The 24669-nt window shown below is 63.2% G+C and carries 24 protein-coding genes and 1 other RNA gene; 12 read left to right on the forward strand and 13 right to left on the reverse strand.

Going from position 1 to position 24669, the window contains the following annotated elements; all coding sequences use genetic code 11:
- Window positions 1-19: 19 nt before the first annotated feature.
- Window positions 20-934: an AraC family transcriptional regulator gene (locus ATY78_RS05800; protein ID WP_088681382.1), complete on the forward strand. Its 915-nt coding sequence runs from the start codon at window positions 20-22 to the stop codon at window positions 932-934.
- Here the strand turns inward: ATY78_RS05800 and ATY78_RS05805 are convergent.
- Together ATY78_RS05805 and ATY78_RS05810 are read right to left on the reverse strand one after the other, a co-directional pair.
- Entirely contained in the window at window positions 894-1988 is a 1095-nt protein-coding gene (locus ATY78_RS05805; RefSeq protein WP_088681383.1) for an AbrB family transcriptional regulator, read from the reverse strand. The two genes, ATY78_RS05800 and ATY78_RS05805, sit on opposite strands and share 41 nt — an antisense overlap.
- Before the next feature lie 210 nt (window positions 1989-2198).
- The gene (locus tag ATY78_RS05810; RefSeq protein ID WP_088681384.1) at window positions 2199-3101 is read right to left on the reverse strand and encodes a LysR family transcriptional regulator; all 903 of its coding nucleotides are present in this window, start codon (window positions 3099-3101) and stop codon (window positions 2199-2201) included.
- Window positions 3102-3193: 92 nt separating this feature from the next.
- Between ATY78_RS05810 and ATY78_RS05815 the strand changes: the two genes are divergently transcribed.
- Complete coding sequence (locus ATY78_RS05815; protein WP_088681385.1) at window positions 3194-4228, forward strand: aldo/keto reductase; 1035 nt, start codon at window positions 3194-3196, stop codon at window positions 4226-4228.
- Between the two features lie 4 nt (window positions 4229-4232).
- Here the strand turns inward: ATY78_RS05815 and ATY78_RS05820 are convergent, their stop codons facing one another.
- The 5 genes from ATY78_RS05820 to ATY78_RS05840 all read right to left on the reverse strand — a co-directional run bounded on the left by ATY78_RS05820 (window position 4233) and on the right by ATY78_RS05840 (window position 7692).
- Window positions 4233-4622 carry a RidA family protein gene (locus tag ATY78_RS05820; RefSeq protein WP_088681386.1) on the reverse strand — a complete coding sequence of 130 codons (390 nt, stop codon included), beginning with the start codon at window positions 4620-4622 and terminating at the stop codon, window positions 4233-4235.
- 16 nt (window positions 4623-4638) lie between these two features.
- Window positions 4639-5409 (reverse strand): amino acid ABC transporter ATP-binding protein, encoded by a 771-nt coding sequence (locus ATY78_RS05825; protein WP_088681387.1) that lies wholly within the window; start codon window positions 5407-5409, stop codon window positions 4639-4641.
- A gap of 10 nt (window positions 5410-5419) precedes the next feature.
- Window positions 5420-6085: an amino acid ABC transporter permease gene (locus tag ATY78_RS05830; protein ID WP_088681388.1), complete on the reverse strand. Its 666-nt coding sequence runs from the start codon at window positions 6083-6085 to the stop codon at window positions 5420-5422.
- 4 nt (window positions 6086-6089) lie between these two features.
- Complete coding sequence (locus ATY78_RS05835; RefSeq protein WP_088681389.1) at window positions 6090-6752, reverse strand: amino acid ABC transporter permease; 663 nt, start codon at window positions 6750-6752, stop codon at window positions 6090-6092.
- A gap of 91 nt (window positions 6753-6843) precedes the next feature.
- Window positions 6844-7692, reverse strand: coding sequence for a transporter substrate-binding domain-containing protein (locus tag ATY78_RS05840; RefSeq protein WP_088681390.1), 849 nt, complete (start codon window positions 7690-7692; stop codon window positions 6844-6846).
- A gap of 295 nt (window positions 7693-7987) precedes the next feature.
- Here ATY78_RS05840 and ATY78_RS05845 point away from each other — a divergent pair, with 295 nt between their 5' ends.
- Window positions 7988-9400: an FAD-linked oxidase C-terminal domain-containing protein gene (locus ATY78_RS05845; protein ID WP_088681391.1), complete on the forward strand. Its 1413-nt coding sequence runs from the start codon at window positions 7988-7990 to the stop codon at window positions 9398-9400.
- A gap of 227 nt (window positions 9401-9627) precedes the next feature.
- Window positions 9628-13341 (forward strand): AsmA-like C-terminal region-containing protein, encoded by a 3714-nt coding sequence (locus ATY78_RS05850; RefSeq protein ID WP_088681392.1) that lies wholly within the window; start codon window positions 9628-9630, stop codon window positions 13339-13341.
- Window positions 13342-13377: 36 nt separating this feature from the next.
- Here the strand turns inward: ATY78_RS05850 and ATY78_RS05855 are convergent, their stop codons facing one another.
- The 4 genes from ATY78_RS05855 to ssrA all read right to left on the reverse strand — a co-directional run bounded on the left by ATY78_RS05855 (window position 13378) and on the right by ssrA (window position 14962).
- Complete coding sequence (locus ATY78_RS05855; protein WP_088681393.1) at window positions 13378-13611, reverse strand: ribbon-helix-helix domain-containing protein; 234 nt, start codon at window positions 13609-13611, stop codon at window positions 13378-13380.
- A 102-nt stretch (window positions 13612-13713) separates the two neighbouring features.
- Complete coding sequence (locus tag ATY78_RS05860) at window positions 13714-13908, reverse strand: DUF4169 family protein (protein ID WP_088681394.1); 195 nt, start codon at window positions 13906-13908, stop codon at window positions 13714-13716.
- A gap of 51 nt (window positions 13909-13959) precedes the next feature.
- Window positions 13960-14472 (reverse strand): SspB family protein, encoded by a 513-nt coding sequence (locus tag ATY78_RS05865; protein ID WP_088681395.1) that lies wholly within the window; start codon window positions 14470-14472, stop codon window positions 13960-13962.
- Between the two features lie 127 nt (window positions 14473-14599).
- Window positions 14600-14962, reverse strand: a transfer-messenger RNA (tmRNA) gene (gene ssrA, locus ATY78_RS05870).
- Between the two features lie 111 nt (window positions 14963-15073).
- Here ssrA and ATY78_RS05875 point away from each other — a divergent pair.
- The 6 genes from ATY78_RS05875 to ATY78_RS05900 all read left to right on the forward strand — a co-directional run bounded on the left by ATY78_RS05875 (window position 15074) and on the right by ATY78_RS05900 (window position 21356).
- Window positions 15074-15868: a thymidylate synthase gene (locus ATY78_RS05875; RefSeq protein WP_088681396.1), complete on the forward strand. Its 795-nt coding sequence runs from the start codon at window positions 15074-15076 to the stop codon at window positions 15866-15868.
- Window positions 15865-16719: a nucleotide-binding protein gene (locus tag ATY78_RS05880; RefSeq protein ID WP_088681397.1), complete on the forward strand. Its 855-nt coding sequence runs from the start codon at window positions 15865-15867 to the stop codon at window positions 16717-16719. The genes ATY78_RS05875 and ATY78_RS05880 overlap by 4 nt, the downstream gene beginning before the upstream one ends.
- A 7-nt stretch (window positions 16720-16726) precedes the next feature.
- Window positions 16727-17248: a dihydrofolate reductase gene (locus tag ATY78_RS05885; RefSeq protein WP_088681398.1), complete on the forward strand. Its 522-nt coding sequence runs from the start codon at window positions 16727-16729 to the stop codon at window positions 17246-17248.
- Between the two features lie 149 nt (window positions 17249-17397).
- Window positions 17398-18489 (forward strand): FtsH protease activity modulator HflK, encoded by a 1092-nt coding sequence (gene hflK / locus ATY78_RS05890; RefSeq protein ID WP_088681399.1) that lies wholly within the window; start codon window positions 17398-17400, stop codon window positions 18487-18489.
- Between the two features lie 3 nt (window positions 18490-18492).
- A complete protein-coding gene (locus ATY78_RS05895; protein WP_088681400.1) occupies window positions 18493-19428 on the forward strand; it encodes a protease modulator HflC in 936 nt (311 codons plus the stop codon).
- Between the two features lie 206 nt (window positions 19429-19634).
- A complete protein-coding gene (locus tag ATY78_RS05900) occupies window positions 19635-21356 on the forward strand; it encodes a Do family serine endopeptidase (protein WP_088681401.1) in 1722 nt (573 codons plus the stop codon).
- A gap of 243 nt (window positions 21357-21599) precedes the next feature.
- Here ATY78_RS05900 and ATY78_RS28470 read toward each other — a convergent pair whose 3' ends face one another.
- Window positions 21600-21755: a hypothetical protein gene (locus ATY78_RS28470; RefSeq protein ID WP_190237400.1), complete on the reverse strand. Its 156-nt coding sequence runs from the start codon at window positions 21753-21755 to the stop codon at window positions 21600-21602.
- A gap of 25 nt (window positions 21756-21780) precedes the next feature.
- Complete coding sequence (gene serB / locus ATY78_RS05905) at window positions 21781-22671, reverse strand: phosphoserine phosphatase SerB (RefSeq protein ID WP_088681402.1); 891 nt, start codon at window positions 22669-22671, stop codon at window positions 21781-21783.
- Here serB and miaA point away from each other — a divergent pair.
- Window positions 22670-23566 carry a tRNA (adenosine(37)-N6)-dimethylallyltransferase MiaA gene (gene miaA / locus ATY78_RS05910; RefSeq protein ID WP_190237401.1) on the forward strand — a complete coding sequence of 299 codons (897 nt, stop codon included), beginning with the start codon at window positions 22670-22672 and terminating at the stop codon, window positions 23564-23566. The two genes, serB and miaA, sit on opposite strands and share 2 nt — an antisense overlap.
- 86 nt (window positions 23567-23652) lie before the next feature.
- Window positions 23653-24477, forward strand: a complete 825-nt coding sequence (locus tag ATY78_RS05915; RefSeq protein WP_088681404.1) for a pirin family protein — start codon at window positions 23653-23655, stop codon at window positions 24475-24477.
- Window positions 24478-24669: the final 192 nt, after the last annotated feature.

Genomic DNA, 24669 nt, shown 5'->3' on the forward strand with positions numbered 1-24669 from the left:
ATCAGGGTATCGAAACGCGTTGAGCCAGGATCTAACGCCGCAGGTCTTCGAGGGTCTTGAACGTTTGTGCGAGCCGCAAGGGGGCAGCGGCATGCTGGCCGCGCCCGCGGGCAGCGGCATCCTGACTGCGCCCGCCTTTCCCGGCATCGAGCGGATAGAAGCGCAGTTTTCCGGCAATGTCTTCGAGCCGCACCGGCACGATACCTATGCGCTCGGGGTGACGCTGCACGGTGTCCAGGCCTTTACCTATCGCGGCGAGCGGCGCTTCAGCCTGCCGGGGCAGGTGATCGTTTTGCATCCCGACGAGGAGCATGACGGCGGAGCGGCGACCGAGGCCGGGCTGCATTACCGCATGCTCTACCTGGAGCCTTCGCTGCTGATGGAATGCCTGGAGGCGGAGAAGATCGGGCTTCCTTTCGTCGAGGAGCCGGTCATCGGCGACGGTGCCTTGGCGACGGTGCTTCTGGACGCGCTCGGGGAACTCGACCGGGAGCTGGACGAGCTTTTCGTCGATGATTTCGTCAGCCGTGTCGCCGGCGGCCTGTCGCGGCATTCGCAGGTGCGCCGGCGGGCTCTGGGTGCGGTGGCCTGGCGGCAGGTGCGGGCAGCGCGCGATTATCTGGAGGCGCATGCGCTCAGGCCCGTGCGCTCGGGCGAGTTGGAGAAGATTACCGGCCTCGACCGCTTCACGCTGTCACGGCATTTCCGCACGGCCTTTGCCACCAGCCCGCACCGCTACATGCTGATGCGGCGCCTGCAGCAGGCGAGGGCGCTGATGGGTGAAGGCGAAGGATTTGCCGATGTGGCGGCTGCGACCGGCTTTGCCGACCAGGCGCATTTCAATCGCCATTTCAAGAAGGCCTACGGCATCACGCCCGGGCAATGGGCCAGCCTCAGGCGGGGTTTTCCGCAAGGCCGGAACGTCGCGCGATAAAGCGGGCGAGCGCCGGCCCGATCAGCAGAATGACCAGGAAACGGCCGGTCTGCATCGCCATCACGAAAGGCACGTCGACATCGCTTGAGGCAGCGATGATGGCGACGGAATCGGCGCCGCCGGGGCTGGTGGCGAGGTAGGCGGTCAGCGGATCGATGCCGGCGAAGACGTGAAGTGCCGCCGCCATGCAGCCGCAGAGCGCCATCAGCAGCACGATGCAGGCCGCGACCCGCGGCAGGGCGCGCGCCACATGGCTGATGATCGAGCGGGTGAAACGCAGGCCGATGCTCCAGCCGACGAGCGCATAGGCGATGGCAAGCAGCCACATCGGCAGCTCGATCTTCAAGAGGCCGACGCCCTGCAGGAAGGCGCCGAGAAAGAGCGGCACGATGATCATGCCGCCCTGGATGCGCAGGCGGCGCACGCCATAGGCGCAAAAGCCGGCAAAGGCGATGGTCGCCGCAAGGGCCGGCCAATCGACTGCGGGAAAGAGGACGAGCGGCGGCGGCTCGCCGCCGTCGGCCGCGACCCAGAGGCGCGAGATCACCGAAGCGCCGACGGCGACGAAGACGACGCGCAGATATTGCATGAAGGCGACGAGGCGGGCATCGGCGCCATAGGCTTCCGACATGATGACCATGGCCGAGGCCGCACCCGGCGAGGAGCCCCAGACGGCGGTCGTTCCCGGCAGCACCTGCCAGCGCGTCAGAAGCCAGCCGAGGCCGGTGGCGATGGCGATGACCGAGAAGACGAACAGCAGGAAGAGCGGCGCGTCCTTCGCCATGGCGCCGAGAATATCAGGGGTGATGGTGCGCGCCATCATCAGCCCGACGAGCACCTGGCCGAACTGCAGCGGCTGAAGCGGCACGCGAAGCTTGCCCTTGCCGACGGTCAGCGCCAGCACGATGGCGGCGACCATCGGCCCGATCAGCAGCGAGGCGGGCAGGGCGAAGAGTTCGAGAAAGACGGTGAAGGCTGTGGAAAGCGCGAGCAGCAACGCCCATTTCGGCAGGCCGGCATCCCGCAGCAGGCGGCGTGCGTGGCTGAGTGGCATGAATCCCCGTATGTTTCCCGGCCGGTGCCAAGCCCTGAGGCTGAAATGAGAGGAAGCTCCGGCATGACGAAGAGAGGCCGGCTCAAGGGCCGGTCGGCGCTGCTTCGGTATAGGCGGGCGCCGCGAGCGCGGTCAATTGCGAAATCTGGCTTCGAGGCGATACAGCATGCTAATTTGATTCAAGCCGCCGCCTCAAGCCCTTGTTATCTCTCAGAGACGCACATGCCCGACGAGGAAATCGAGCAGGGCGCGCACGCGCGCCGGCAGCGGCCCGCCCTGGCCCATATAGACGGCATAGAATTCCTCGATATCGCCGGGATTGGCCGCTTCCAGCACCTGTATCAGCCGGCCGGCATCGATATCGGCGCGCACGGTGAAGGCGGCCAGCCGCGCAAGACCGGCGCCGGCAAGTGCCAGATGGCGCATGGCTTCGCCGTCTCCCACCTGCACGCCGGGCGTGATCGGCACCGTTACCGTTTCGCCGTCCTCGCGCAGTGGCCAGCCCTCGACGGCGCGGGCGTAGGAAAAGCCGATGCGGCAATGGCGGCTGAGATCGGCGACGCCACGCGGCTCGCCATGACGCCTGAGATAATCGGGCGAGGCGACGATGAGCTTGCCGGTGGCGCCGAGCTTGCGGGCGATCAGGCTGGAGTTCTTCAGGGGGCCGGTGCGGATCGCGACATCGGCGCGCTCTTCCATCAGGTCGACGATCCTGTCGGTGTGTGTGATGTCGAGCGTGACGGCGGGATGAAGCGCCATGAAGGCGGGCAGGAGCGGCGCCAGCACATGATTGCCGAAGGAGCCGCTGGTGTTGATGCGGATGCGGCCCGAGGCCTGTTCGCCCGAGGAAGCCTGGCGTTCCGCCTCGGCGATATCGGCAAGGATGGCGATGCTGCGCTCATAGAAGGCGCAGCCCTCCGGCGTCAGTTGCAGCTTGCGGGTCGAGCGGTTGACGAGGCGGGCGCCGAGGCGCGCTTCCAGCCGGGCGACGAGCTTGCTGACGGCCGACGGCGTCATGCGCCGCGCCGTGGCGGCTGCGGAAAAGCCGCCGCGCTCGACGACGCTGACGAAGACTTCCATTTCGCCGGAGCGGTTGATGTCCTGGCGGCTCATGATGAATTCAAGTCACAGATGATGTTCTGTCAGGCAATCTATATCAATGTATAGGCCGGGTCTATCTCAGAGAAAACACAGGAGACAGATCGATGGAGTACAGAAATCTCGGCGCATCCGGCCTCAGGGTGCCGGCTTTGAGCTTCGGCGCGGGTACGTTCGGCGGCAGCGGCCCGCTGTTCGGCGCCTGGGGCAATACCGGTGCCGAAGAGGCCCGGCGGCTGGTCGACATCTGCCTCGAAGCTGGCGTCAATCTCTTCGACACGGCCGATGTCTATTCGGCCGGTGCTTCCGAAGAGGTGCTCGGCCAGGCGATCCGCGGCCGGCGGGATACCGTGCTGATTTCGACCAAGACCGCGCTGCCGATGGGCGAGGGGCCGCAGGATTGGGGCACGTCGCGGGCACGGCTGATCCGGGCGACGGAGGATGCGCTGCGCCGGCTCGGCACCGATTGCATCGACCTCTTGCAGCTTCACGCTTTCGACGCCTCGACGCCGGTCGAGGAGGTGCTGTCGACGCTCGACGGCCTCGTCGCCGCAGGCAAGATCCGTTATGTCGGCGTCTCGAATTTTTCCGGCTGGGAGCTGATGAAATCGCTCGCGGCGGCCGAGCGCTGGGGTTATCCCCGCTATGTCGCCCATCAGGTCTATTATTCGCTGGCGGGGCGCGACTACGAATGGGAGTTGATGCCGCTCGGCGCCGATCAGGGCGTCGGCGCTCTCGTCTGGAGCCCGCTTGCCTGGGGCCGGCTGACCGGCAAGATCCGTCGCGGCGAGCCGCTGCCTCAGGCAAGCCGGCTGCATGAGACGGCGCAATACGGCCCGCCGGTCGACGAGGAGAGGCTGTTCGACATCGTCGACGTCCTCGACGCTATATCAGCCGAGACCGGCCGGACCGTGCCGCAGATCGCCATCAACTGGCTGCTCGGCCGTCCCACGGTGTCCAGTGTCATCATCGGCGCGCGCAACGAGGAGCAGTTGCGCCAGAATCTCGGCGCGGTCGGATGGAGCCTTTCGAAAGAGCAGATCGAAAGGCTCGATGCCGTCAGCGCGGTCACGGCGCCTTACCCCTATTTTCCGTATCGGCGGCAGGAGGGCTTCGCCCGGCTCAATCCGCCGATCGTCTGAAAGCTCAGTTCCTGTCGGCCCGGTAGGCGACGCAGTCGACCTCGACCTTGCAATCGACCATCATCCGCGACTGGACGCAGGCGCGGGCCGGCGGGTGCTTTCCGAAATATTCGGCATAGACGCCGTTGAAGCTCCAGAAGTCGCGCGGGTCGTCCAGCCAGACGCCGACACGCACCACGTCCTCGACCCCGTAGCCCGCCTCGTGCAGGATGGCGATCAGGTTTTCGATGGCCTTGCGGGTCTGGGGAACGATGCCGCCGTCGATGATCTCGCCCTTTTCCATCGGCACCTGGCCGGATACGTGAAGCCAGCCGCCGGCTTCCACCGCACGCGCAAAGGGCAAGGGCTGTCCGCCGGCGCCGGTTTCCCCGGCGCCGTAACGCTTGATCGTCATGGGATCTCTTTCTTCTTCAATTGAAACTTGACGTTTTCAGGAATTCCGCGAGGCGCTGCGTCTTCGGCTGCACGAACATCTCCTTCGGATCGCCTTCCTCGCAGATCACGCCCTTGTTCATGAAGATCACGCGGGAGGAAACCTCGTAGGCGAAACGCATCTCGTGGGTGACGAGCAGCATGCTCATGCCGTCGGAGGCGAGCCCCTTGATGACCTGCAGGACCTCGCCGACGAGTTCCGGATCGAGCGCCGAGGTGACTTCGTCGAACAGCATCAGCCGCGGGTTCATGGCGATGGCGCGGGCGATGGCGACACGCTGCTGCTGGCCGCCGGAGAGCTGGCCGGGATAATGATCGGCGCGCGAGGCCAGCCCCACGCGGTCGAGCCATTTTTCGGCCACCGCGCGCGCCTCGTCGCGCGGCATCTTCTTCACCTTGACGAGACCGAGCATGACGTTGCGGGCCGCCGTCATATGCGGGAACAGGTTGAACTGCTGGAAGGCCATGCCGGTCAGCGCCCGCTGGCGGGCGATTTCCTTTTCGCTCTTGCGTTTGCGCACGCCGCCGGATTGTTCGTAGCCGATCTCTTCGCCGTCGAGCAGGATGTGCCCGCCCTGGAAGTCCTCGAGCATGTTGATACAGCGCAGCATCGTCGTCTTGCCGGAGCCGGAGGAGCCGATGATCGAGATCACCTCTCCCTGCTGCATGGTGCAATCGACGCCTTTCAACACCTCGACGGGCCCATATTGCTTGTGCAGCCCCTGAATTTCGAGAAGTACCTTGCTCATGACCGAGCCCTCACGATGGAACGACCGTCTTGCGCTCGACATATTTGCCGAGGCGCTCGATGCCGTAATTGATGACGAAGTAGAGAAGCCCCGCGAAGAAATAGAACTGGAGGCTCAGGAAATTGCGCGAGATGATCTCCTGCGTGCGCAGCAGCAGCTCGGCGACGCCGATGACGGAAAGCAGCGTCGAGGCCTTGACCATTTCCGCCGCCGTGTTGACCCAGGCGGGCAGGAACTGGCGCAGCGCCTGCGGCCAGAGCACATAAGCGAAGGTCTGGTTGAAGGTGAGGCCGATCGCCTTGGCCGCTTCGGTCTGGCCCTTGGGGATCGCCTGCAGGCCGCCGCGCACGATCTCGCCGACATGCGATGAGCAGAAGACCGCAAGAGCGAGCACGCCGGCCTGGAACGGGCCGAGCTCGATGCCGACGGTGGAAAGCACGTAATAGCTCGCCAGCACCAAGACCAGAACCGGCGTTCCCCGGATGAAGTCGGTATAGGCCCGCACGATCAGGCGCAGCACGCGGTTGCCGTAGACGAGCGCGAGCCCGACGAGCACGCCGAGCAGCGACCCGATGACGATCGCCAGCAGCGAGATCGAGACGGTGACGCCGAGCCCCTTGAGGATGACGTAGCGGGCGATCCAGAGCTGGTCGAGAAAAGCAGTAAGACCCATCATGACATCACCTCGGAACGGCAAGCCGGCGCTCGACGACGCGCATCAGCGCGGCGAGCACGGAACAGGTAGCGACATAGAGGCCGGAGGCGACGATCCAGGTTTCGATGACGCGGAAGGTCTCCACGTTGATCTTCCGCGCCTCGAAGGTGAGTTCGGGAACCGCGATCGCGGCGGCGAGCGAGGTATCCTTGAACAGCGAGATGATCGTCGAGGAGAGTGACGGCAGGACGTTGCGCAGCATCAGCGGCGTGATGATCGAGACGCGGATCTGCATCGGCGTCAGGCCGATCGCAAGCCCCGCTTCCGTCAGGCCTTTCGGAATGGAGAGCAGGCCGGCCCGGAACACTTCGGCCAGATAGGCGCCGGAATAGATCGACAGCACCGCGATGAAGCTTTGGATCTTGCCGATCCTGATGCCGAGCTGCGGCAGCGCGAAGAAGGCGAAGAGAACGAGGACCAGGATCGGCAGGTTGCGGATGATCGTGACGTAGAGCGCGGCGGGGCGCTGCAGCCATCCGCTTTTCGAGATGAGCGCAAAGGCGATGATGAGGCCGATCGCAGCACCGATGAGGATGGAGACGAAAGCCAGGCCGAGACTGAGCAGCAGGCCTTCGAGCAACTGGTCGAAGCTGCGCCAGACGGCGGCGAAATTGAGCGTATAACCCATGGCGCAATCCTGCAATCAAGGGTGAAGAATGGACGGAGGAAGACCTTCGGAGGGGAGTTCCCCCGGAGGCCTTCTTCCGTCCCAGGCGACCTTACTTGTATTCGACGGGGAAGCCGATCTGGGGCGGTGTCAGATCCTTGCCGAACCAGGTCTTGAACGACTTGGCGTAGAAGTCGAATTCGACGCCGGTCATCGCCTCGTGCAGAGCCGTGTTGACAAAATTCAGCCAGTCCTGATCGCCGCGCTTGACGCCGCAGGCATAGGTTTGCGGGTTCCAGCCATAGCCGGCGTCCTTATAGCGGCCGGGGTTCTGCGTCATGTACCAGGCGAGCGACGACTGGTCGGTCGCGACAGCATCGGCGCGGCCGGATTCCAGCGCCTGGTAGATCAGGTCGACGGATTCATACTGGTCAACGGTCGCCTCCGGCAGGGCCGCATGCACCATCGCCTCGGCATAAACGTTCTGCAGCACGGAAACCGTGACGGAGGAGCCGCCGGCCTTCAGCGCGGCATAATCGGCGTACTTGCCGTCGGACTTCAGCATCAGGCCGACACCCTCGCGATAGTAGGGGATGGTGAAGGCGATCTGCTGTGCGCGTTCGCCGGTGACGGTCATGAACTGGCAGGTGATATCAACCTTGTCGGTGGTGATGTTGGGAATGCGGGCATCGGAGGACTGGTTGACGAACTCGATCTTATCGGGATCGCCGAACAGCGCCTTGGCGACGATGCGGCCCATATCGACGTCGAAGCCCTGCAGCTTGTCATCCGCGCTCTTGAAGTGCCAGGGCGCATTGGTGCTGCCGGTGCCCATGACGAGATGGCCGCGAGCGAGCACTTCGTCGAGCTTGCTTTTCGCTTCCTGGGCGGCGGCGGGCATGGCGGAAAGAACGAGAGCGGTTGCCAGCGAAAGCGCGCTGGCGCGGAGCGAGACGGTCATGATGGTTCCCCTTGTTTGAACGCTCAGTTTGAGAATCCAATATAATGGACACGTGTCTTGTTTATTGGATTTGCATATCGAGCGGCATCGCCGATGACTTGTCAATAGGCAGGTTCAAGAAAAAGGCATGGCCGGTGAGCGGACGGGCCGCGCGGGCGGGAAGGGCGGGCCGCTACAACAAAGGGGGAATGAAATCTTCTGCAATCTTAACTGGACAGCCGCTTTGACTTGCCCCATACCCGGCCTATCTGCGAAAGAGGATAGACATCCGCGGAATGGCAGGGAGATCAAAGGGATGGCGCTGAAGGACGCGAAGGCCGGCATACGCAACGAGGCGGGGATATCGGCCGTGCTCGGCATTCTCAAGCAGAGCTTCGGCGAACGCTTCCAGACCGGCCAGTCCTTCCGGGCCCAGCATGCCCATACGACCACCTACATACCCTCGCAACTGCCCGACGGGGTGCTCTTTGCCGAGAGCGCTGAGGATGTGAAGGCGGCGGTCAAGGTTTGCGCTGCCCATAAAGTGCCGGTGATCGGCTTCGGCACCGGCTCCTCGCTGGAAGGTCAGGTCAATGCCGCAAGCGGCGGCATCTCGATCGATTTCAGCCGTATGAACAAGGTGCTCGCGGTCAATCCGGAAGACCTCGACTGCACGGTCGAGCCCGGCATCACGCGCGAGGAACTGAACGTCCATCTGCGCGATACCGGCTTGTTCTTTCCGATTGATCCCGGCGCCAATGCCTCGATCGGCGGCATGGCCTCGACGCGGGCCTCCGGCACCAATGCCGTGCGCTACGGGACGATGAAGGACAATGTGCTTGCCGTCACCGCGGTCACGGCCAATGGCGAGGAGATCCGCACCGCCCGGCGCGCCCGCAAATCGTCTGCCGGCTACGACCTGACGCGGCTCTTCGTCGGCGCCGAGGGCACGCTCGGCATCCTGACCTCGGTGACGCTGCGCCTGCAGGCGATCCCGCAGAAGATCGCCGGCGGGGCCTGCGCCTTTCCGAGCGTCAAGGCCGCCTGCGACGCCGTCATCATGACGATCCAGATGGGCATTCCGGTGGCACGCATCGAACTGCTCGATACGGTGCAGATGCGGGCCTGCAACGCTTATTCCGGGCTTTCCTATGCCGAAAGCCCGACGCTCTTCCTCGAATTCCACGGCACCGACGAGACCGTGCCGCTGCAATCGGCGGCCTTTGCCGAGATCGCGGCCGAATGCGGCGGCGGTGAATTCCTCTGGACCGCCAATCCCGAGGAGCGGACGAAGCTCTGGAAGGCGCGCCACGACGCCTACTGGGCCTCGAGGGCGCTGGCGCCCGGGCTTGCCGCACTTTCGACCGATGTTTGTGTTCCGATATCGAGGCTTGCCGATTGCGTTTCCGAAACGCAGGCGGACATCGAGGAACACGGGCTGCTCGGCCCGATCGTCGGCCATGCCGGCGACGGGAACTTCCATGTGCTGCTGCTGTTCGACGACAAAAGCGCCGAAGACATCGCCAGGGCCGAGAGCTTCGTGGAGCGGCTCACCCGCCGGGCGCTCGACATGGACGGAACATGCACCGGGGAACATGGGGTCGGACAAGGCAAGATGGCGTTTCTGGAGCAGGAACTCGGAGGCGCGGTGGATCTGATGCGACAGGTGAAACGGGCGCTCGATCCGGACGATATCTTCAATCCGGGCAAGATTTTCCACGGCGGCTGAAAACGGAACATTCTCATGAACTTGGGTCTTGCTCCCGGCATGAATAGCGCTAGAACAGGATTGGGATTTATGCCGGTCGGGCCTAAATCCCAATCCTGTTCTCAATTAAAGAGTTAGAGCATGATGTCCTCCGAAAACCGCGCACACTTTTCGGCGTCATGCTCTAGTGTCGGCAATAGAATCCCGAACAGCATCGGAAACGAAATCCCGAACGGAGACTCCTTGCATTGGTAGGCCGGTTCCTCGTCTTTCTGGGGGGATTGATCGTCGTAGTGCTCTTCGTGGCGCTGCTTGCGCCGCTGTTCATCGACTGGACGGATTTCCGCAAGAATTTCGAGGATCAGGCAAGCCGCATCATCGGCAAGAAAGTCACGGTCTACGGCACGGTGGATGCGCGGCTCCTGCCGTTTCCGTCGGTGACGCTGCATGACGTGCGGGTCGGCCAGGAGGCGGACGGCACGCCGATCGTCAAGGTCGAGCAATTCTCCATGGATGCCGAGCTTGCGCCCTTCCTGTCGGGCGAGGCGCTGATCTTCGACATGCGTGTCGTCAATCCGAAGGTGCGGCTGAGATTGCTGAAAGACGGCACGCTCGACTGGACGCGCGGAAGCCGCCCGGAAATTCCGGCAAAGACCGTCGTTCTGGAAAACGTGCACGTCAACGGCGGCGAGATCGAGTTCCTCGACGACCAGTCGGGCCGCGCGCGCCATATCACCGGCCTCAATGCGGAAATGTCGGCAAAATCGTTGGCCGGTCCCTGGCGCATCGAAGGCGATGCGGCGCTCGACGGCGACCACGGCAAATTTTCGATTTCCAGCAGCCAGCCGGACGAGAAGGGCGTGCTGCGCATGCGCACGAAGCTTTCGCCGGACAAGCACCCCGTCAGCATCGATCTCGACGGAGAGCTGAAGCTCGTCGACAGCAAGCCGAATTACCAGGGCCAGCTTTCGGCGGCGATCGAAAACCGCAACGGCTCCAAGCCGGCCAACAAGAACGAGCAGCCGCCGCGCGTCAAAGGCCGCTTCGAGCTGACCAACGAACGCATCCGCATCCCGGAATATCGCATGGAGATCGGCCCGACGGACGATCCCTACGTCATCACGGGCGAGGCGACGCTCGACACCGGCAATGAGCCGGAATTTCTGCTGACCGCCGACGGGCAGCAGATTGACGTCAACCGCATCGGCAATCAGGGCGAGTCCGGCAAGACCATGCGCGATCCGGCGGTTTCGGCGCGCCAGCGGCTGAACTCGCTGATCGATATCGTCGGCCAGGTGCCGATCCCGCAGGTGCCGGGCAAGGCAAGCGTCAAGCTGCCGGCGATCGTCGCCGGCGACACGACGCTGCGCGACGTGCAGCTGGAGCTCGAACCGGCCGGCACCGGCTGGATGATCGACAGCGCCGTCGGCACCCTGCCGGGGCGCACGCAGGTGGAAGGCAAGGGCAAGCTCCTGCTCAAGGGCGAGCCCTCGTTCAACGGGCAGATCGTGCTGGCTTCCAGCCAGCCGACCGGGCTTGCCTCCTGGCTTGCCGGCTCGGTCGATCCGGCCATCCGGCAATTGCGGCAGGCGGGCTTTTCCGCCAATGTCAGCCTGACGCCTGAATTGCAGCGTTTCGAAAACCTCGAAGTCGCCATCGGGCCGGCAACGCTGAAGGGGCGGCTGGAGCGGCAGGCGATATCGGGCCAGACGCCGACGATGTCGGTGGCGCTGAACGGCGACACGCTCGATCTCGACGCGCTGCAGGCGCTGACCGGGCTGCTGACCGGCCAGGAGGCCGGCGACAACGTGCTCGACCACAAGATCGCCGCCCAGCTCAAGGCCGACAAGTTCACCGCCTTCGGCGTCGAGGCCGAGAATGTCGAAACCACTTTCACGATCGCGGATGGCGCGCTTGCCGTCGACCGGCTGTCGATCAAGAACATCGCGGGCGCGGAAGTGACGGCGACGGGCAGGGCGGAGGGCTCGCTGCTCGATTATAAGGGTGCGGGCGAAATCACCTTCAAATCGGCCGATCCCGGCGGCTTCTTCACCATGCTGCGCGAGCGCCTGCCGCATCATCCGGTGCTCGACCGGCTGGTGCGCAACGCCGGCTGGTACGGCAATACGGCGCTGCGCGGCGCGCTGACGCTCGGCGGCGACGAGGGCAATGCCCTGACGGTGACGCTTGCCGGCGTCTCCAACGGCAGCCGCGTCAATCTCGACTACCGCATGTCCGATCTGCTGGCGCTGACGGGCAGCGGCACGACGAGCCTGGAGGCGACGCTGGAAAATGCCGTGCCGTCGATCCTCTTCGGCCAGGCCGGGCTCGATCCGCTGCCGGTCGATGTCGGCGCCAACGGCCGCCTGACGCTGAAAGTTCAGGCATCGGACAACGACCCCGCCGACGCGGCGCTGACCTTCGCGACCGACCGGACTTCCTTTACCGCCAACGGCAAGGTCGATGTCCGGCCTGACAGTTTCATGAACGGGCAGCTCGCGCTTTCGCTAGACAGCGCCGATATCGATCCCTATCTCATCATGAACGGCATCGCCCTGCCGCAGACCGGGACGGGGCTGCCGTTCGGCCTGCAGGCCAAAGCCGCCGTCGACGGCGACAAGATCGTCCTTTCCGATCTCAAGGGCCATGCGGCCGACAATGATTTTTCAGGTGCGCTGACCTTCGACCGCAAGGCGGCGAAGACGACGGCGAAAGGCGTGCTGACGCTCGCCAAGGCGGATGCCGGCTGGCTCGGCGAAGCGGTGTTCGGCCAGATCGTCGATCCCGCCAGCGGTGCACTGACGAAAGCGCCGCTCGGCCTGCCTATCTTCAAGGATCTCGACGTCAATGTGAAGCTTTCGGCGAAGGAGTTCTGGCCCGGCCTGCCGGAAACGGCCGTCTCCAATTTCACCAGCAACGTCGCCTACAAGGGCGACGAGCTGCAGCTCAACGACATGGCCGGCAATTGGGATGGCGGCAAGCTTTCCGGCAATCTGCTGTTCACCAATGCAGACGGCACCGGTTTCCTGCAGACGAAGCTGTCGCTTGCCGATTCCGATCTCGGCGGCGTCGTCTGGCTGCGCGACGGCGCGCCGATCGCCAACGGCAAGTTCGGCCTGTCGCTGTCGATGGAAGCCTCGGGCAAGACCATCGGCGAGATCGCAAGCTCGCTCAACGGCTCCGGGGAATTGAGGCTCGGCGACAGCAGCATACGCGGGCTGAACCTCGCCATCCTGCCGCCGCTGCTTGCCGCGACCGACCCGATGCAGGAGCAAATCAATGCCGGCAAGGTGCATCCGATCGTCGAGACGCTGCTCAGCAATGGCGAGGCGAAGCTGCCGCCGCTCGGCGTCCCCTTCAACATCACCGACGGAACGTTGCGGGTGCAGAACGTCGCCGTCGCCAACGACCTTGCCCGGATCACCGCCGACGCGCAGATCGCGCTGCCGGAAAAGCGGATCAGCGCGACGCTCGGCGTCGGGCTCAATCCGGGCACGGAAGCGCTCTCCGGCGCCGAACCGTCGCTCCGGCTGAATTTCTCCGGCATGCTCATGTCGCCCGGCAAGACGATGGATGTGACCGATATCACCAGCTATCTGTCGCTGCGCGCCTTCGAGCGCGAGCGCCGCCGCGTCGAGCGGCTGCAGGCGATCGTGCTCGAAAAGCAGCGGCTGCGCCGCGAGGCGGCGCTCTACCGCTTCAACGACGCCGAGCGCATCAAGGCGGCAGAGATGGAAAAGCAGCGGCAGGCGGAGGAAGAGCGTCTGCGCGCGCTGGCGCAGCAGGCGGCCGAAGACAAGGCTGCCGCCGAGGCAGAAGCCGCACGCGCGGCGGCGGAAGCCAAAGCCAAGACGGATGCCGAGGCGAGGGCGGCTGCCGAGGCCGAAGCGGCGCGGCGCGCCAGCCAGCTGCCGCCCGGTTCGCTCGATTTTGACCAGCTGCCGGGCGTTCAGGCGCAATAAGCGCGCGGCATGAGAATCTGATTCAGGCGCCAGGCTTCAAGTCTTTGATTTTTCGTCGCTGCTGCCGGCCTTCGCCCAGGCGAGCACATGCAGCCGCAGCGCCGAGGACAGGTTGCTGCCGGCGGGACGGTTGTCGTCGATCTCGGAAATCAGGGCGGCAAGCGGCATCGAACGGCTTGCCGCGATCACCTTCAGCTCGGCCCAGAACGCGTCTTCCAGGGAGAAGCTGGTGCGATGGCCGTGCAATGTCGCCGAATGTTTGCGGATCATGAGGCGGCATCTTCGCTGGCTGGTTCGGAGATCGATTCAGGGAAGTCGCGTAAGTCGCTGATCGCAGACTCCATTTCGGGCATCAGGCTTTGCCGGAGGGCTTCAGGCGCCGTCGTCATCCGTCTCGATCCGGCCGTCGCGATGGGCCTTGTCGGCCTTCTCGTTCAGCGCGCGGGTGAGCTGTTTCTCGGTCTTGGTGCGGCCGAAGGAAATGCGGTTCTGTTCGGCCTGCTTTTCCTTTTCGGAGCGGGCCTGCTTCTTGCGGAACTGGCGGAGATTGACGATTTCGGCGCTCATGCGGTGCCTGGCTTCCTCAATGAAAAAGGGAGGCTTGGCCTCCCTTTGAAATCACTGCTTCTTGCGGAAGGAGTCGAGCGAGACGACGGAGCCCGGCTTCTTCTCCTCGCCGTCGGCGGGTTTTGCCGCCGCCTCATCGGGCTTGCCCGCCGCATCGACGGGATAGGCGGTGATTTCGCCGGAGGGCAGCTCCTCGCCATCGGCGAGCGGCACGTCGAATTCGAGCTCGAAGTTGACGGAAGGGTCGTAGAAGCCGCGGATGGCGTTGAACGGGATGACCAGCTTCTCGGGAACGTCGGAGAAGGAAAGGCCGATCTCGAAATGCGTCTCGGTGATCTTCAGGTCCCAGAACTGGTGCTGGATGACGATGGTCATCTGCTCGGGATATTTGGACTTCAGGTGCTGGGAGATGCGCACGCCGGCGGCACCTGTCAGGAAGGTGATGAAGAAATGATGGTCGCCGGGCAGACGGCCCGTCGTTGCTACTTCCGCCAAAACCTTGCGGATGACGCCGCGAAGTGCATCCTGCGCCAGAATGTCGTAGCGGATATGATCCTGCCCCATGCTTTTCCTGTCTTTCGTCGGTTCTGAAGTCTTTTCACAAGGTATATGGCACGTTCAGGCGCCTTGGGAAAGTCCGGAGCCGAGTCACGCTATCGATCAGCATACATGATTTCAGTCTAAGGGAGAAGGTGAAGGCTTCTGTTGCCAGGTGCCTTCGGACCCCGCCTAGAGGTGCGAACCACTAGGACTTTGATTGAAGTGTCACACCGCGATTAAGCAGCGAGACGAGCTTCCGCATAGTTGTCGTTTGCAACTACAATTTTAGCCCGATAACGGCGGTACAATGCCGAGCAAAAAGACGATCTTTACACCCTTGTCGATCCTGTTTCGCCCCCATCAAAAGCCGGCCTTCAGGGCCGCCGGTTTTTGGTGGAGGCGCCGGGTACCGCCCCCGGGTCCAATAGGTTTATTACACCGCTCGTTTATCGCCATAGCCGGCCCGAAAGCCGGCAGGGTTGATATAGTGATTTCCTCTGCCCAAGGAAAGGGCAAACGTCACAAAAGCTTTATCTCCACCGGCAGAATTTGCGGGAAAACGCATGGGGGTGCTGGCTTCCCGTCGCCGAAGACTTAAAATTAGGAGAAACGGAATCAGTGCGACATGAAGCAATATCTCGATCTCCTCGCCCATGTGATGCAAAAGGGCTCCGACCGGGGCGACCGCACCGGCACCGGCACGCGCTCGGTCTTCGGCTATCAGATGCGCTTCGACCTCGAAGAGGGCTTTCCCGTCCTCACCACCAAGAAGCTGCATCTGCGCTCGATCATTCACGAGCTCTTGTGGTTCCTGAAGGGCGAGACGAATATCGGCTACCTCAAGGAGAACGGCGTTTCCATCTGGGACGAATGGGCCGATGAAAACGGCGATCTCGGCCCGGTCTACGGTGCTCAGTGGCGTTCCTGGCCGGCGCCTGACGGCGGCCATATCGACCAGATCTCCAATCTCGTCAAAGGCATCGTCAACAATCCCAATTCGCGCCGCCACATCGTCTCGGCCTGGAACCCGGCCGAGGTGGACCAGATGGCGCTTCCGCCCTGCCATTGCCTGTTCCAGTTCTACGTGGCCGACGGCAAGCTCTCCTGCCAGCTCTACCAGCGCTCGGCCGACATCTTCCTCGGCGTGCCGTTCAACATCGCTTCTTACGCGCTTCTGACGATGATGGTGGCTCAGGTGACCGGGCTCAAACCCGGCGATTTCGTCCACACGCTCGGCGACGCACATCTCTACCACAACCATTTCGACCAGGCGAAGCTGCAGCTTTCGCGCCAGCCAAAGCCGCTGCCTTCCATGCGCATCAACCCCGATGTGAAGGATATCTTCGGGTTCAAGTTCGAGGATTTCGAGCTGGAAGGTTACGATCCGGAAGCGCATATCAAAGCGCCAGTCGCAAAATGATTTCGAAGCGGCGTCAGCCCCGAATTTTCGTCGGTTCATCCACCGAAGGCCTCTCTGTCGCTTATGCTCTTCAGGAGGCCTTGGACTATGATGCCGAAGTAACCGTCTGGAATCAGGGGCTATTTAGGCCCAGCGACCTTGTTCTGTCGAAGCTTCTGGCTTCACTTAACGATTTCGATTTCGCTATCTTCGTTTTCACAGCCGACGATCTGAGCGAAATACGTGGTCAGAAATATTCGACTGCTCGCGACAACGTCATATTCGAGCTCGGATTATTTCTAGGGCGGCTGGGTCTGGATCGGTGTTTTTTCATCGCTCCACGGCATACAAAGGATCTCCATCTCCCGACAGACCTGCTCGGTATCGTGCCGCTGACGTATAATAACGAAAGAAGTGACGGGCTGCTTGTCGCGGCCGTCGGCGCCGCCTGCAATCAGATCCGCGCTGCGATGCGTCTGCTCGGAGCGGATCTGCAGGAGCCGCGCAGGGCAGCAGGCACAGAAGGCGGGATATTCACGCAAGTCACTCTCGATGATTATATCCGGATCTGGGACAATGATCTGAATGCTTCGAGGACTCGCATTAGAAATATCGATAGTGATCCACGAAGCGAGGAGTTTCAGGCTGCACTGACCGATGTCGCGAAGGTCTACGCCTTTCTCGAAAGTCTTTCCGATAGGATACTTGCGCAGGCCGTCGACGAGATCGCCGCGCGGCAGAAATTTCGTGAGGCAGTGCTGTCGTTCTGGCCGTTTTATGGATTGTCCGTCGTCCCGCCAGGCTCGGCGGATGCTGACGATTATTGGCGCGAGCTACCTAAGCTCGGTTTGCTCTATGCAAGATGGAAATGAGCGTGCGATGAATTCAGATATTCGCAAGACCATCATCGTCGCCGTTTCCCGCAACGGCATCATCGGCCGCGACGGCGATATGCCCTGGCGGCTTTCGAGCGATCTCAAGCGTTTCAAGGCGCTGACGCTGGGCAAGCCCGTGGTGATGGGCCGCAAGACCTATGAGTCGATCGGCAAGCCGCTGCCGGGGCGGCCGAACATCGTCATCTCAAGGCAGGTGGTGATCGATAGGCCCGATGTCGACATGGCGCAGTCGCTGCCCGAGGCCTTGACGATCGCCGAAAGGCTGGCAGGCGAAACCGGGGCCGGCGAGATCTGCATCATCGGCGGCGGGCAGGTCTATGCGCAGGCGATCGGCCTTGCCGATCGGATGTGCGTCACGCATGTCGAAGCCGACCTCGAAGGGGATGCGGCGTTTCCGGCGATCGATCCCGCCATCTGGCAGGCGGGGGAGGCGCTCGCCGTGCCGGCGGGCGAGAAGGACAGCTATGCCACGCGCTACGTCGTCTACGAACGCCGGCGCGCCTGAAAATGAACTATTTTCCAATTAAATTGACCAAGTTTCTCACGCTGCGTTGAAAGCCGGTGCGGCGATACCTATAACGGTCGCAACGCATCCGCCGGTCGGTCCCCCACGGTCCCGGATGCGGGGAAGACTTAACGAACAACGAGGTTTTGATGCCCTGGAGCAATCAGAATGGCGGCGGCGGCCCTTGGGGCGGCGGCGGCGGTAATAATCAGGGACCATGGGGCCAGGGGCCGAACCGCCCGCGCGGCGGTGGCGGCGGCAAGGGCGGACCGCCCGACCTGGAAGATATCATCCGGCGCGGCCAGGATCAGCTGCGCAACATCGTGCCCGGCGGTTTCAACGGCGGCGTCGCAGTGATCGTGCTGGCGATCGTCGCGGTCTTCTGGCTGATCCAGTGCGTCTATACCGTCCAGCCGGACGAACGCGGCGTCGAGCTGCGCTTCGGCAAGCCGCGCGAAACGGTATCGATGCCGGGCCTGCATTTCCATTTCTGGCCGATGGATACGGTCGAGATCGTCAAGGTCACCGAGCAGCTGCTGAATGTCGGCGGCACGCAGGGCAGCAGCAACACGGCCGGCGGCCTGATGCTGTCGGGCGACCAGAACATCCTCAACGTCCGTTTCAACGTGCTCTATCAGATCAGCGATGCGCGCGCCTATCTCTTCAATGTCGAAAGCCCGGCGCAGACGCTGCAGCAGGTTTCCGAAAGCGCGATGCGCGAAGTGGTCGGCCGCCGCCCGGCGCAGGATGCGTTCCGCGACCGGCGTCTGGAGATCGCCAGCGAAGTCGCCAACATCATCCAGGATACGATGTCGCGCTACAATTCCGGCATTTCGGTCAACAAGGTGACGATCGAAGACGTGGCGCCGCCGCGTGAAGTGGCCGACGCCTTCCAGGAAGTGCAGCGCGCCGACCAGGACAAGCAGCGCCTGGTGGAAGAAGCCAACCAGTACGCCAACCAGAAGCTCGGCCAGGCGCGCGGTGACGGCGCCCGCATCCGCGAAGACGCAGCCGCCTACAAGGACCGTGTCGTCAAGGAAGCGGAAGGTGAGGCCAAGCGCTTCATCGCCATCGACGAACAATATTCGAAGGCGCCCGACGTCACCCGCAAGCGGCTGTTCCTGGAAACGATGGAACAGGTGCTCAAGAATTCCAAGAAGGTCATCATCGAAGAGAAGCAGGGGGTCGTGCCCTATCTGCCGCTCAACGAGATCGCCAGACCGTCGCAGCAGGGAGGTTGAGCCATGACTTCGAACAGGCTTCCCGTCATTCTCATCATCCTCGCCGTCATATTGGTCGGGCTCTATTCGTCGATTTTCGTGGTCAATGCCCGCGAACAGGCGATCGTCGTGCGCTTCGGCGAAATCCAGTCGGTCAAGACCGAGCCCGGCATCTATTTCAAGCTGCCGTTCAGCTTCATGGACGCCGATCGCGTCCAGCTCGTCGAAAAGCAGAAGCTGCGTCTCGACCTCGACAATATCCAGGTGCAGGTCAAGGGCGGCGCGACCTTCGACGTCGACGCCTTCGTGATCTATTCGATCAACGATGCCCGCCGCTTCCGCGAAACCGTTTCCGGCGATCGCGATGCGGCCGAAGCGCGGCTGCGCACCCGCCTGGATTCGGCCTTGCGCCGGGTCTACGGTCTGCGTGAATTCGATGCCGCGCTTTCCGACGAACGCGTGTCGATGATGCTCGAAGTGCGTGACGACCTGCGTCCCGATGCCGAGCTTCTCGGCCTCAACATCGAGGACGTGCGCATCCGCCGTACCGATCTGACGGCCGATGTGGCGCCGAACACCTATAACCGCATGCGCTCCGAGCGCCTGGCCGAAGCCGAATTGCTGCGCGCCCAGGGCACGGAAGACGGTCTGCGGCGGCGGGCAGTCGCCGACCGCCAGGTGGTCGAGATCACCGCGGATGCCCAGCGCGATGCGGAAATCCTGCGTGGTCAGGGTGACGCCGAGCGCAACCGCATCTTCGCCGAGGCCTTCTCCAAGAACCCCGACTTCTTCGAGTTCTATCGCTCGATGGCGGCCTATTCCTCGGCGCTTTCCTCGCAGGATACGACGCTGGTTCTGTCGCCGAATTCGGAGTTCTTCCGCTATTTCGACAGCGCTGCCGGCACCCTGCAGCCGCCGGCAAATCCCGCCGCGCCGGCTCCCGCAGCTCCGGCCAACTGACGGGAAGGGTGCATTCCGCATCTCATGCAATCTGGAAGGGCCGGCCCGAGCGCCGGCCCTTTTTTCGTGGAATGATTGCGTTCGTCCGGCTTTTGCGAGGAGGCGTCAGATTGCACGGGGATTTCGCGAAAAGGTGATTTCACCCTCCATCATTCCGCCTTATGCTGGTGCTCAATGTGCGCATTTACCCCTTATGAGGAAGCTTGATGGCCCCCACGACTCGCTCGCCCTTCAGACGAACGCTCGCGCTACTGGCCAGCGCCGCAATCCTGGCTCAAGCCGGCGTGAGCGGGATTGCCTATGCGCAGACCGCGCCTGATGCGGCCGCACCCGGGGTTGCCACGCCTGCGCCTCCCGTTGCCACTCCGACGGTCCCGGCGCCTGCCGCGCCGCAGACCCCATCGATCCAGGTTGGCGTGCCCAACAACGGCCCGGCATCGGTCGCCGATCTCGCCGAAGGCCTGCTCGACGCCGTCGTCAACATCTCGACCTCGCAGAACGTGAAGGATGACGAGGGCGTCGGCCCGGCGCCGCGCGCGCCCGACGGATCGCCGTTCCAGGAATTCTTCAACGATTTCTTCGACAAGAAGCAGGGCAACAAGGGCGGCAATCACAATGTCAGCTCGCTCGGCTCCGGCTTCGTCATCGATCCCACAGGCTATATCGTCACCAACAATCACGTGATCGAGGGCGCCGACGACATCGAGGTCAATTTCGCCAACGGTTCCAAACTCAAGGCGAAGCTGATCGGCACGGATACGAAGACCGATCTTTCCGTGTTGAAGGTGGAGCCGAAGACGCCGCTGAAATCGGTGAAATTCGGCGATTCCAGCGAGATGCGCATCGGCGACTGGGTGATGGCGATCGGTAATCCGTTCGGCTTCGGCGGTTCGGTGACGGTCGGCATCATTTCCGGGCGCGGCCGCAACATCAATGCCGGCCCCTACGACAATTTCATTCAGACGGATGCGGCGATCAACAAGGGCAATTCCGGCGGGCCGCTCTTCAACATGAAGGGTGAGGTGATCGGCATCAACACGGCGATCATCTCGCCGAGCGGCGGCTCGATCGGCATTGGCTTCTCGGTGCCGTCGGAGCTTGCCTCCGGCGTCGTCGAGCAGCTGCGCCAATATGGCGAGACGCGGCGCGGCTGGCTCGGCGTGCGCATCCAGCCGGTGACCGACGATATCGCCGACAGCCTTGGGCTGGACACGGCCAAGGGCGCGCTCGTCGCCGGCGTCATCAAGGGCGGACCGGTCGACGACGGCTCGATCAAGGCGGGCGACGTGATCCTGAAATTCGACGGCAAGACCGTCAACGAGATGCGCGACCTGCCGCGCGTGGTGGCCGAAAGCGCCGTCGGCAAGCAGGTCGACGTCGTCGTGCTGCGCGACGGCAAGGAGCAGACCGTCAAGGTGACGCTCGGCCGGCTCGAAGACAGCGATCAGGCGGCGGCATCGAACGATGCCAACCCGGATGGTTCGCAGGATGGCGTGATCACGCCGGATCCTGACGAGAACGACGACATGGACCAGCCGGATACCGGCGACCAGGCTCAGCCGGCGCCAGGTGCGCCCGACCAGCACCAGGGCCAAGGTCAGGATCAGGCGGCGCCGGATGCGGCAACGCCGAAGAACGTGCTCGGCCTGTCGTTGTCGCTGCTCAGCCCCGAGACGCGCAAGGCCTTCGGCATCGCCGAAAGCGTCGACGGCGTCGTCGTCACCGAGGTGACGCCCGGCTCCGCCTCGGCCGAAAAGGGACTGAAGCCCGGCGACGTGATCGTCGAGGTGGCGCAGGAGTTCATGAAATCGCCGGACGCGGTGGCCTCCAAGGTGCAGGCGCTGAAACGCGAAGGCCGACGCAATGCGCAACTGATGATCGCTTCTGCCAATGGCGATCTGCGGTTCGTGGCAGTGCCGATGGAGTGAGGGCGCTATTGTGGTGATGGGATAACCACCGTGGTGCCGAACTCTTCCTGGTGCCTGTGACATCCCCGAGGAGAGGGGGGTGTCCCGGGCGCTGTCGGTGGAGCGGCAAGACGTTAATGCCGCGCAAACCATCGTCGATGGTGGTTAGATCATCACCATCGCAAACGCTCGATGCCACATGCTCCTCTCCACATAAACTGACTTGGTAAGGATGGAGAGGGTGTGCCGAGCCGCTTTTCGAGGCTATTTATCCGCCTTACGGAGGTCGCCCTTCCGCGCAAGCCGCCAACGATCACCCTCGATTTCGGGAATATCGCTGGTATCGATTTCCTTGTCCGGAAGAGCGTTGAGCGCGCGAAGTTCGGCCAGTTGTTCGTTTGTCAACGGTTGTTTGCCCATATGTCCCCCTGGCGCAATATCGCCGTCAACCCATCACAAAATCCGTCTTCCGATAGCCCTGGATATAGAGCAGCGCCGTCAGATCGGCGTGGTTGATGCGTATCTGCGCCTGGGCGGCGACGGTGGGTTTGGCATGGAGGGCGACGCCGGAGCCGGCGAGTTGCAGCATGCCGAGATCGTTGGCGCCGTCGCCGACGGCGATGGCCTCCTGCGGGGAAATGCCGAGGCGTTCTGAAATTTCGTTCAGCGCATCCACCTTCGCCTGCTTGCCGAGGATCGGTTCGGCGACGAAGCCGGAGAGGATGCCGCCCTCTTCGAGCAGCGTGTTGGCGCGGTTCTCGTCGAAGCCGAGGGTGGCGGCGATGCGGCTGGTAAAGACGGTGAAGCCGCCGGAGACGAGGGCGGTGTAGTGGCCCTTCGCCTTCATGGTGGCGATGAGTTCCGGACCGCCCGGGGTCAGCGTGATGCGCTTGGCGATGACCTCGTCGACGACCGAGATCGGCAAACCCTTCAAGAGGGCGACACGCTCGCGCAGCGCCGGCTCGAAGGCGATCTCGCCATTCATGGCGCGGGCGGTGATGTCGGCGACCTTCTCCTTCAGGCCGACTTCGGCGGCGAGTTCGTCGATGCATTCCTGGCCGATCATCGTCGAATCCATGTCGGCGATCAAAAGCTTCTTGCGGCGGCTGTCCTGCTCCTGGATGACGAGATCGATCGGCGCGCCTGATATGACGGCCAGCAGGTTGGCCTCGGCCGCTTGCGCATCCGTGCCGTCGCGCAGCGCGATGTCGCAGGCAACGCCGTCGGCCAGCCAGTAGAGGCCGGACGCTTCCACGGCCTTGGCCGCCTGTTCGGCGATGCCTGATGTCAGGACAGGATTTGACGGATTGGCAACAAGCGTGGCAACGAGGGCCATGATGGAAAACCTTCTGAGCATAGAGAACGCGATCCTGATAACCGGGCCGACCGCCAGCGGCAAGTCCGCGCTCGCCGTCGAATTGGCGAAGCGTCACAACGGCGCGGTCATCAACGCCGACAGCATGCAGGTCTACGACACGCTGCGGGTGCTGACCGCGCGCCCGTCGGAAGAGGAGATGCAGGGCGTGCCGCATCATCTCTATGGCCATGTGCCGGCGGGAGCGGCCTATTCCACAGGCGCCTGGCTGCGGGACGTGACGGCACTTCTGCCGCAGCTCAGGGCCGCCGGGCAGCTGCCGGTCTTCGTCGGCGGCACCGGGCTTTACTTCAAGGCGCTGACCGGCGGTCTCTCCGACATGCCTGACATTCCCGAGGCGCTGCGGGATGAATTGCGCACGCGGCTCGTAGAAGAGGGGCCGGAGGCGCTCTATGCCGAGCTATCCCAGGCCGATCCCGCCATGGCGGCAAGCCTCAACCGCCAGGACGGCCAGCGCATCGTCCGGGCGCTGGAGGTAATGAAGGCGACGGGACAGTCGATCGTCGATTTCCAGGGCCGGTCCGGCCCCGTGGTGATCGATGCCGATGAAGCGCGCAAGATCGTCGTGCTGCCGGATCGGGCGGTGCTGCATGCCCGCATCAACGGCCGTTTCGAAAAGATGCTGCAACAAGGCGCGGAAGACGAGGTGAGAGCGCTTCTGGCCCTCAACCTGCCTGCCGAGGCGCCTGTCATGAAGGCGATCGGTGTCTCGCAGGTCGCCGCCATGCTGAAGGGCGAGATGACGCGCGAGGACGTGCTGGAGAAGGGTGCTGCGGCAACGCGGCAATATGCCAAGCGGCAGATGACATGGTTTCGCAACCAGATGGACGAAAGCTGGGAGCGGCTGGCCGTTTAGAACAGGGCTGGTGGCCGTCTGCGAAAACGCAACCAGATCCGCATGAAATCAGCTATCATTCCACGCTTCCGGGCGAGGAGGGCGCCATGCTGATCAAGGGAGAACGCAGCTTCATCGTGCAAGATATGGGCGGCTTCGTCATTCGCATCAACATGCCGGGATGGCTGAAGCCGAAGCCGAGCGATCACGGGCATGGCGCGCTTGCCATGGTGGTCGAATCCTTCCTTGATCCGGGGCGGCTCATCGCGATGCATGAGCACCGCAACGATGAAACCATCTCCTGGGTGCCTGAGGGCGTCATGCGCCACGACGACAAGATGACCGGCCGCCTGGTGACGGATGGCGGGCATCTGATGGTAATGAATGCCGGGCGCAGTTTCTGGCACTCCGAGGAGACGTTCCCGTCCGATCCGCCTCTCCGCATGCTGCAGATCATCGTGCGGCCGAATGCGATCGATCTCGAACCAAGAGTTCAACACGGGCCGATATCGCCGGCGGCGGCGAACAGCTGGAGACATCTGGTCGGGCCGGAAGGGGACGACGCTCCCTTCAGCGTCCGCAATGCCGTCGATTTCTTCGATATCCGGCTGGAACCAGGCGCTCAGGTCGAATTTCCGCATCGGCCTGAGCGGGATCTCTATTTCTACGTCTTCACCGGATCGGTCATGGTCGATGGGCAGATCTTCGGCGAGGCGGAGCAGGGCCTGCTGCTCCAGGATCGGCGATTGACGGTCGAGGCGAGGTCCCCCAGCATGATGGTCGCAATCCTGCTGGACCCGAAGGCCCCGATCACGAAGCAAGGTACGGTCGGCGATCACAGGAAGATCCCGCCTCCAGCCATAGCCCGTCTCCTGAAACGTTGGATGCAGCTGCGGCGCCTGTGGCGGAACTATGGAAAGCGTTCTGTCTAAAGCGTGTCGCGATCTTTCAGATTCGCTTGCCACGCTTTAAGTCTTTGGTTTGCGCATGTCTTTGCCGCAAAACATGGAGTAATCGCGGCGCGATCACCCCATGTCATATTTATCAGATGATGGCTGGCTGGGGTGGTTGCCCCCGGTAAGATGGCAATACGGGCTCACGATTGAACCGGGCCCAAACATCGA

Source organism: Rhizobium sp. R635, from assembly GCF_002211285.1.
Lineage (GTDB): Bacteria > Pseudomonadota > Alphaproteobacteria > Rhizobiales > Rhizobiaceae > Rhizobium.

Coding starts and splice junctions, on each gene's coding strand:
- ATY78_RS05805 (WP_088681383.1), bottom strand. CDS start 1,988: ATGCCACTCAGCCACGCACGCCGCCTGCTGCGGGATGCCGGCCTGCCG.
- ATY78_RS05810 (WP_088681384.1), bottom strand. CDS start 3,101: ATGAGCCGCCAGGACATCAACCGCTCCGGCGAAATGGAAGTCTTCGTC.
- ATY78_RS05815 (WP_088681385.1), top strand. CDS start 3,194: ATGGAGTACAGAAATCTCGGCGCATCCGGCCTCAGGGTGCCGGCTTTG.
- ATY78_RS05820 (WP_088681386.1), bottom strand. CDS start 4,622: ATGACGATCAAGCGTTACGGCGCCGGGGAAACCGGCGCCGGCGGACAG.
- ATY78_RS05825 (WP_088681387.1), bottom strand. CDS start 5,409: ATGAGCAAGGTACTTCTCGAAATTCAGGGGCTGCACAAGCAATATGGG.
- ATY78_RS05830 (WP_088681388.1), bottom strand. CDS start 6,085: ATGATGGGTCTTACTGCTTTTCTCGACCAGCTCTGGATCGCCCGCTAC.
- ATY78_RS05835 (WP_088681389.1), bottom strand. CDS start 6,752: ATGGGTTATACGCTCAATTTCGCCGCCGTCTGGCGCAGCTTCGACCAG.
- ATY78_RS05840 (WP_088681390.1), bottom strand. CDS start 7,692: ATGACCGTCTCGCTCCGCGCCAGCGCGCTTTCGCTGGCAACCGCTCTC.
- ATY78_RS05845 (WP_088681391.1), top strand. CDS start 7,988: ATGGCGCTGAAGGACGCGAAGGCCGGCATACGCAACGAGGCGGGGATA.
- ATY78_RS05855 (WP_088681393.1), bottom strand. CDS start 13,611: ATGATCCGCAAACATTCGGCGACATTGCACGGCCATCGCACCAGCTTC.
- ATY78_RS05860 (WP_088681394.1), bottom strand. CDS start 13,908: ATGAGCGCCGAAATCGTCAATCTCCGCCAGTTCCGCAAGAAGCAGGCC.
- ATY78_RS05865 (WP_088681395.1), bottom strand. CDS start 14,472: ATGGGGCAGGATCATATCCGCTACGACATTCTGGCGCAGGATGCACTT.
- ATY78_RS05875 (WP_088681396.1), top strand. CDS start 15,074: ATGAAGCAATATCTCGATCTCCTCGCCCATGTGATGCAAAAGGGCTCC.
- ATY78_RS05880 (WP_088681397.1), top strand. CDS start 15,865: ATGATTTCGAAGCGGCGTCAGCCCCGAATTTTCGTCGGTTCATCCACC.
- ATY78_RS05885 (WP_088681398.1), top strand. CDS start 16,727: ATGAATTCAGATATTCGCAAGACCATCATCGTCGCCGTTTCCCGCAAC.
- hflK (WP_088681399.1), top strand. CDS start 17,398: ATGCCCTGGAGCAATCAGAATGGCGGCGGCGGCCCTTGGGGCGGCGGC.
- ATY78_RS05895 (WP_088681400.1), top strand. CDS start 18,493: ATGACTTCGAACAGGCTTCCCGTCATTCTCATCATCCTCGCCGTCATA.
- ATY78_RS05900 (WP_088681401.1), top strand. CDS start 19,635: ATGGCCCCCACGACTCGCTCGCCCTTCAGACGAACGCTCGCGCTACTG.
- ATY78_RS28470 (WP_190237400.1), bottom strand. CDS start 21,755: ATGGGCAAACAACCGTTGACAAACGAACAACTGGCCGAACTTCGCGCG.
- miaA (WP_190237401.1), top strand. CDS start 22,670: ATGATGGAAAACCTTCTGAGCATAGAGAACGCGATCCTGATAACCGGG.
- serB (WP_088681402.1), bottom strand. CDS start 22,671: ATGGCCCTCGTTGCCACGCTTGTTGCCAATCCGTCAAATCCTGTCCTG.
- ATY78_RS05915 (WP_088681404.1), top strand. CDS start 23,653: ATGCTGATCAAGGGAGAACGCAGCTTCATCGTGCAAGATATGGGCGGC.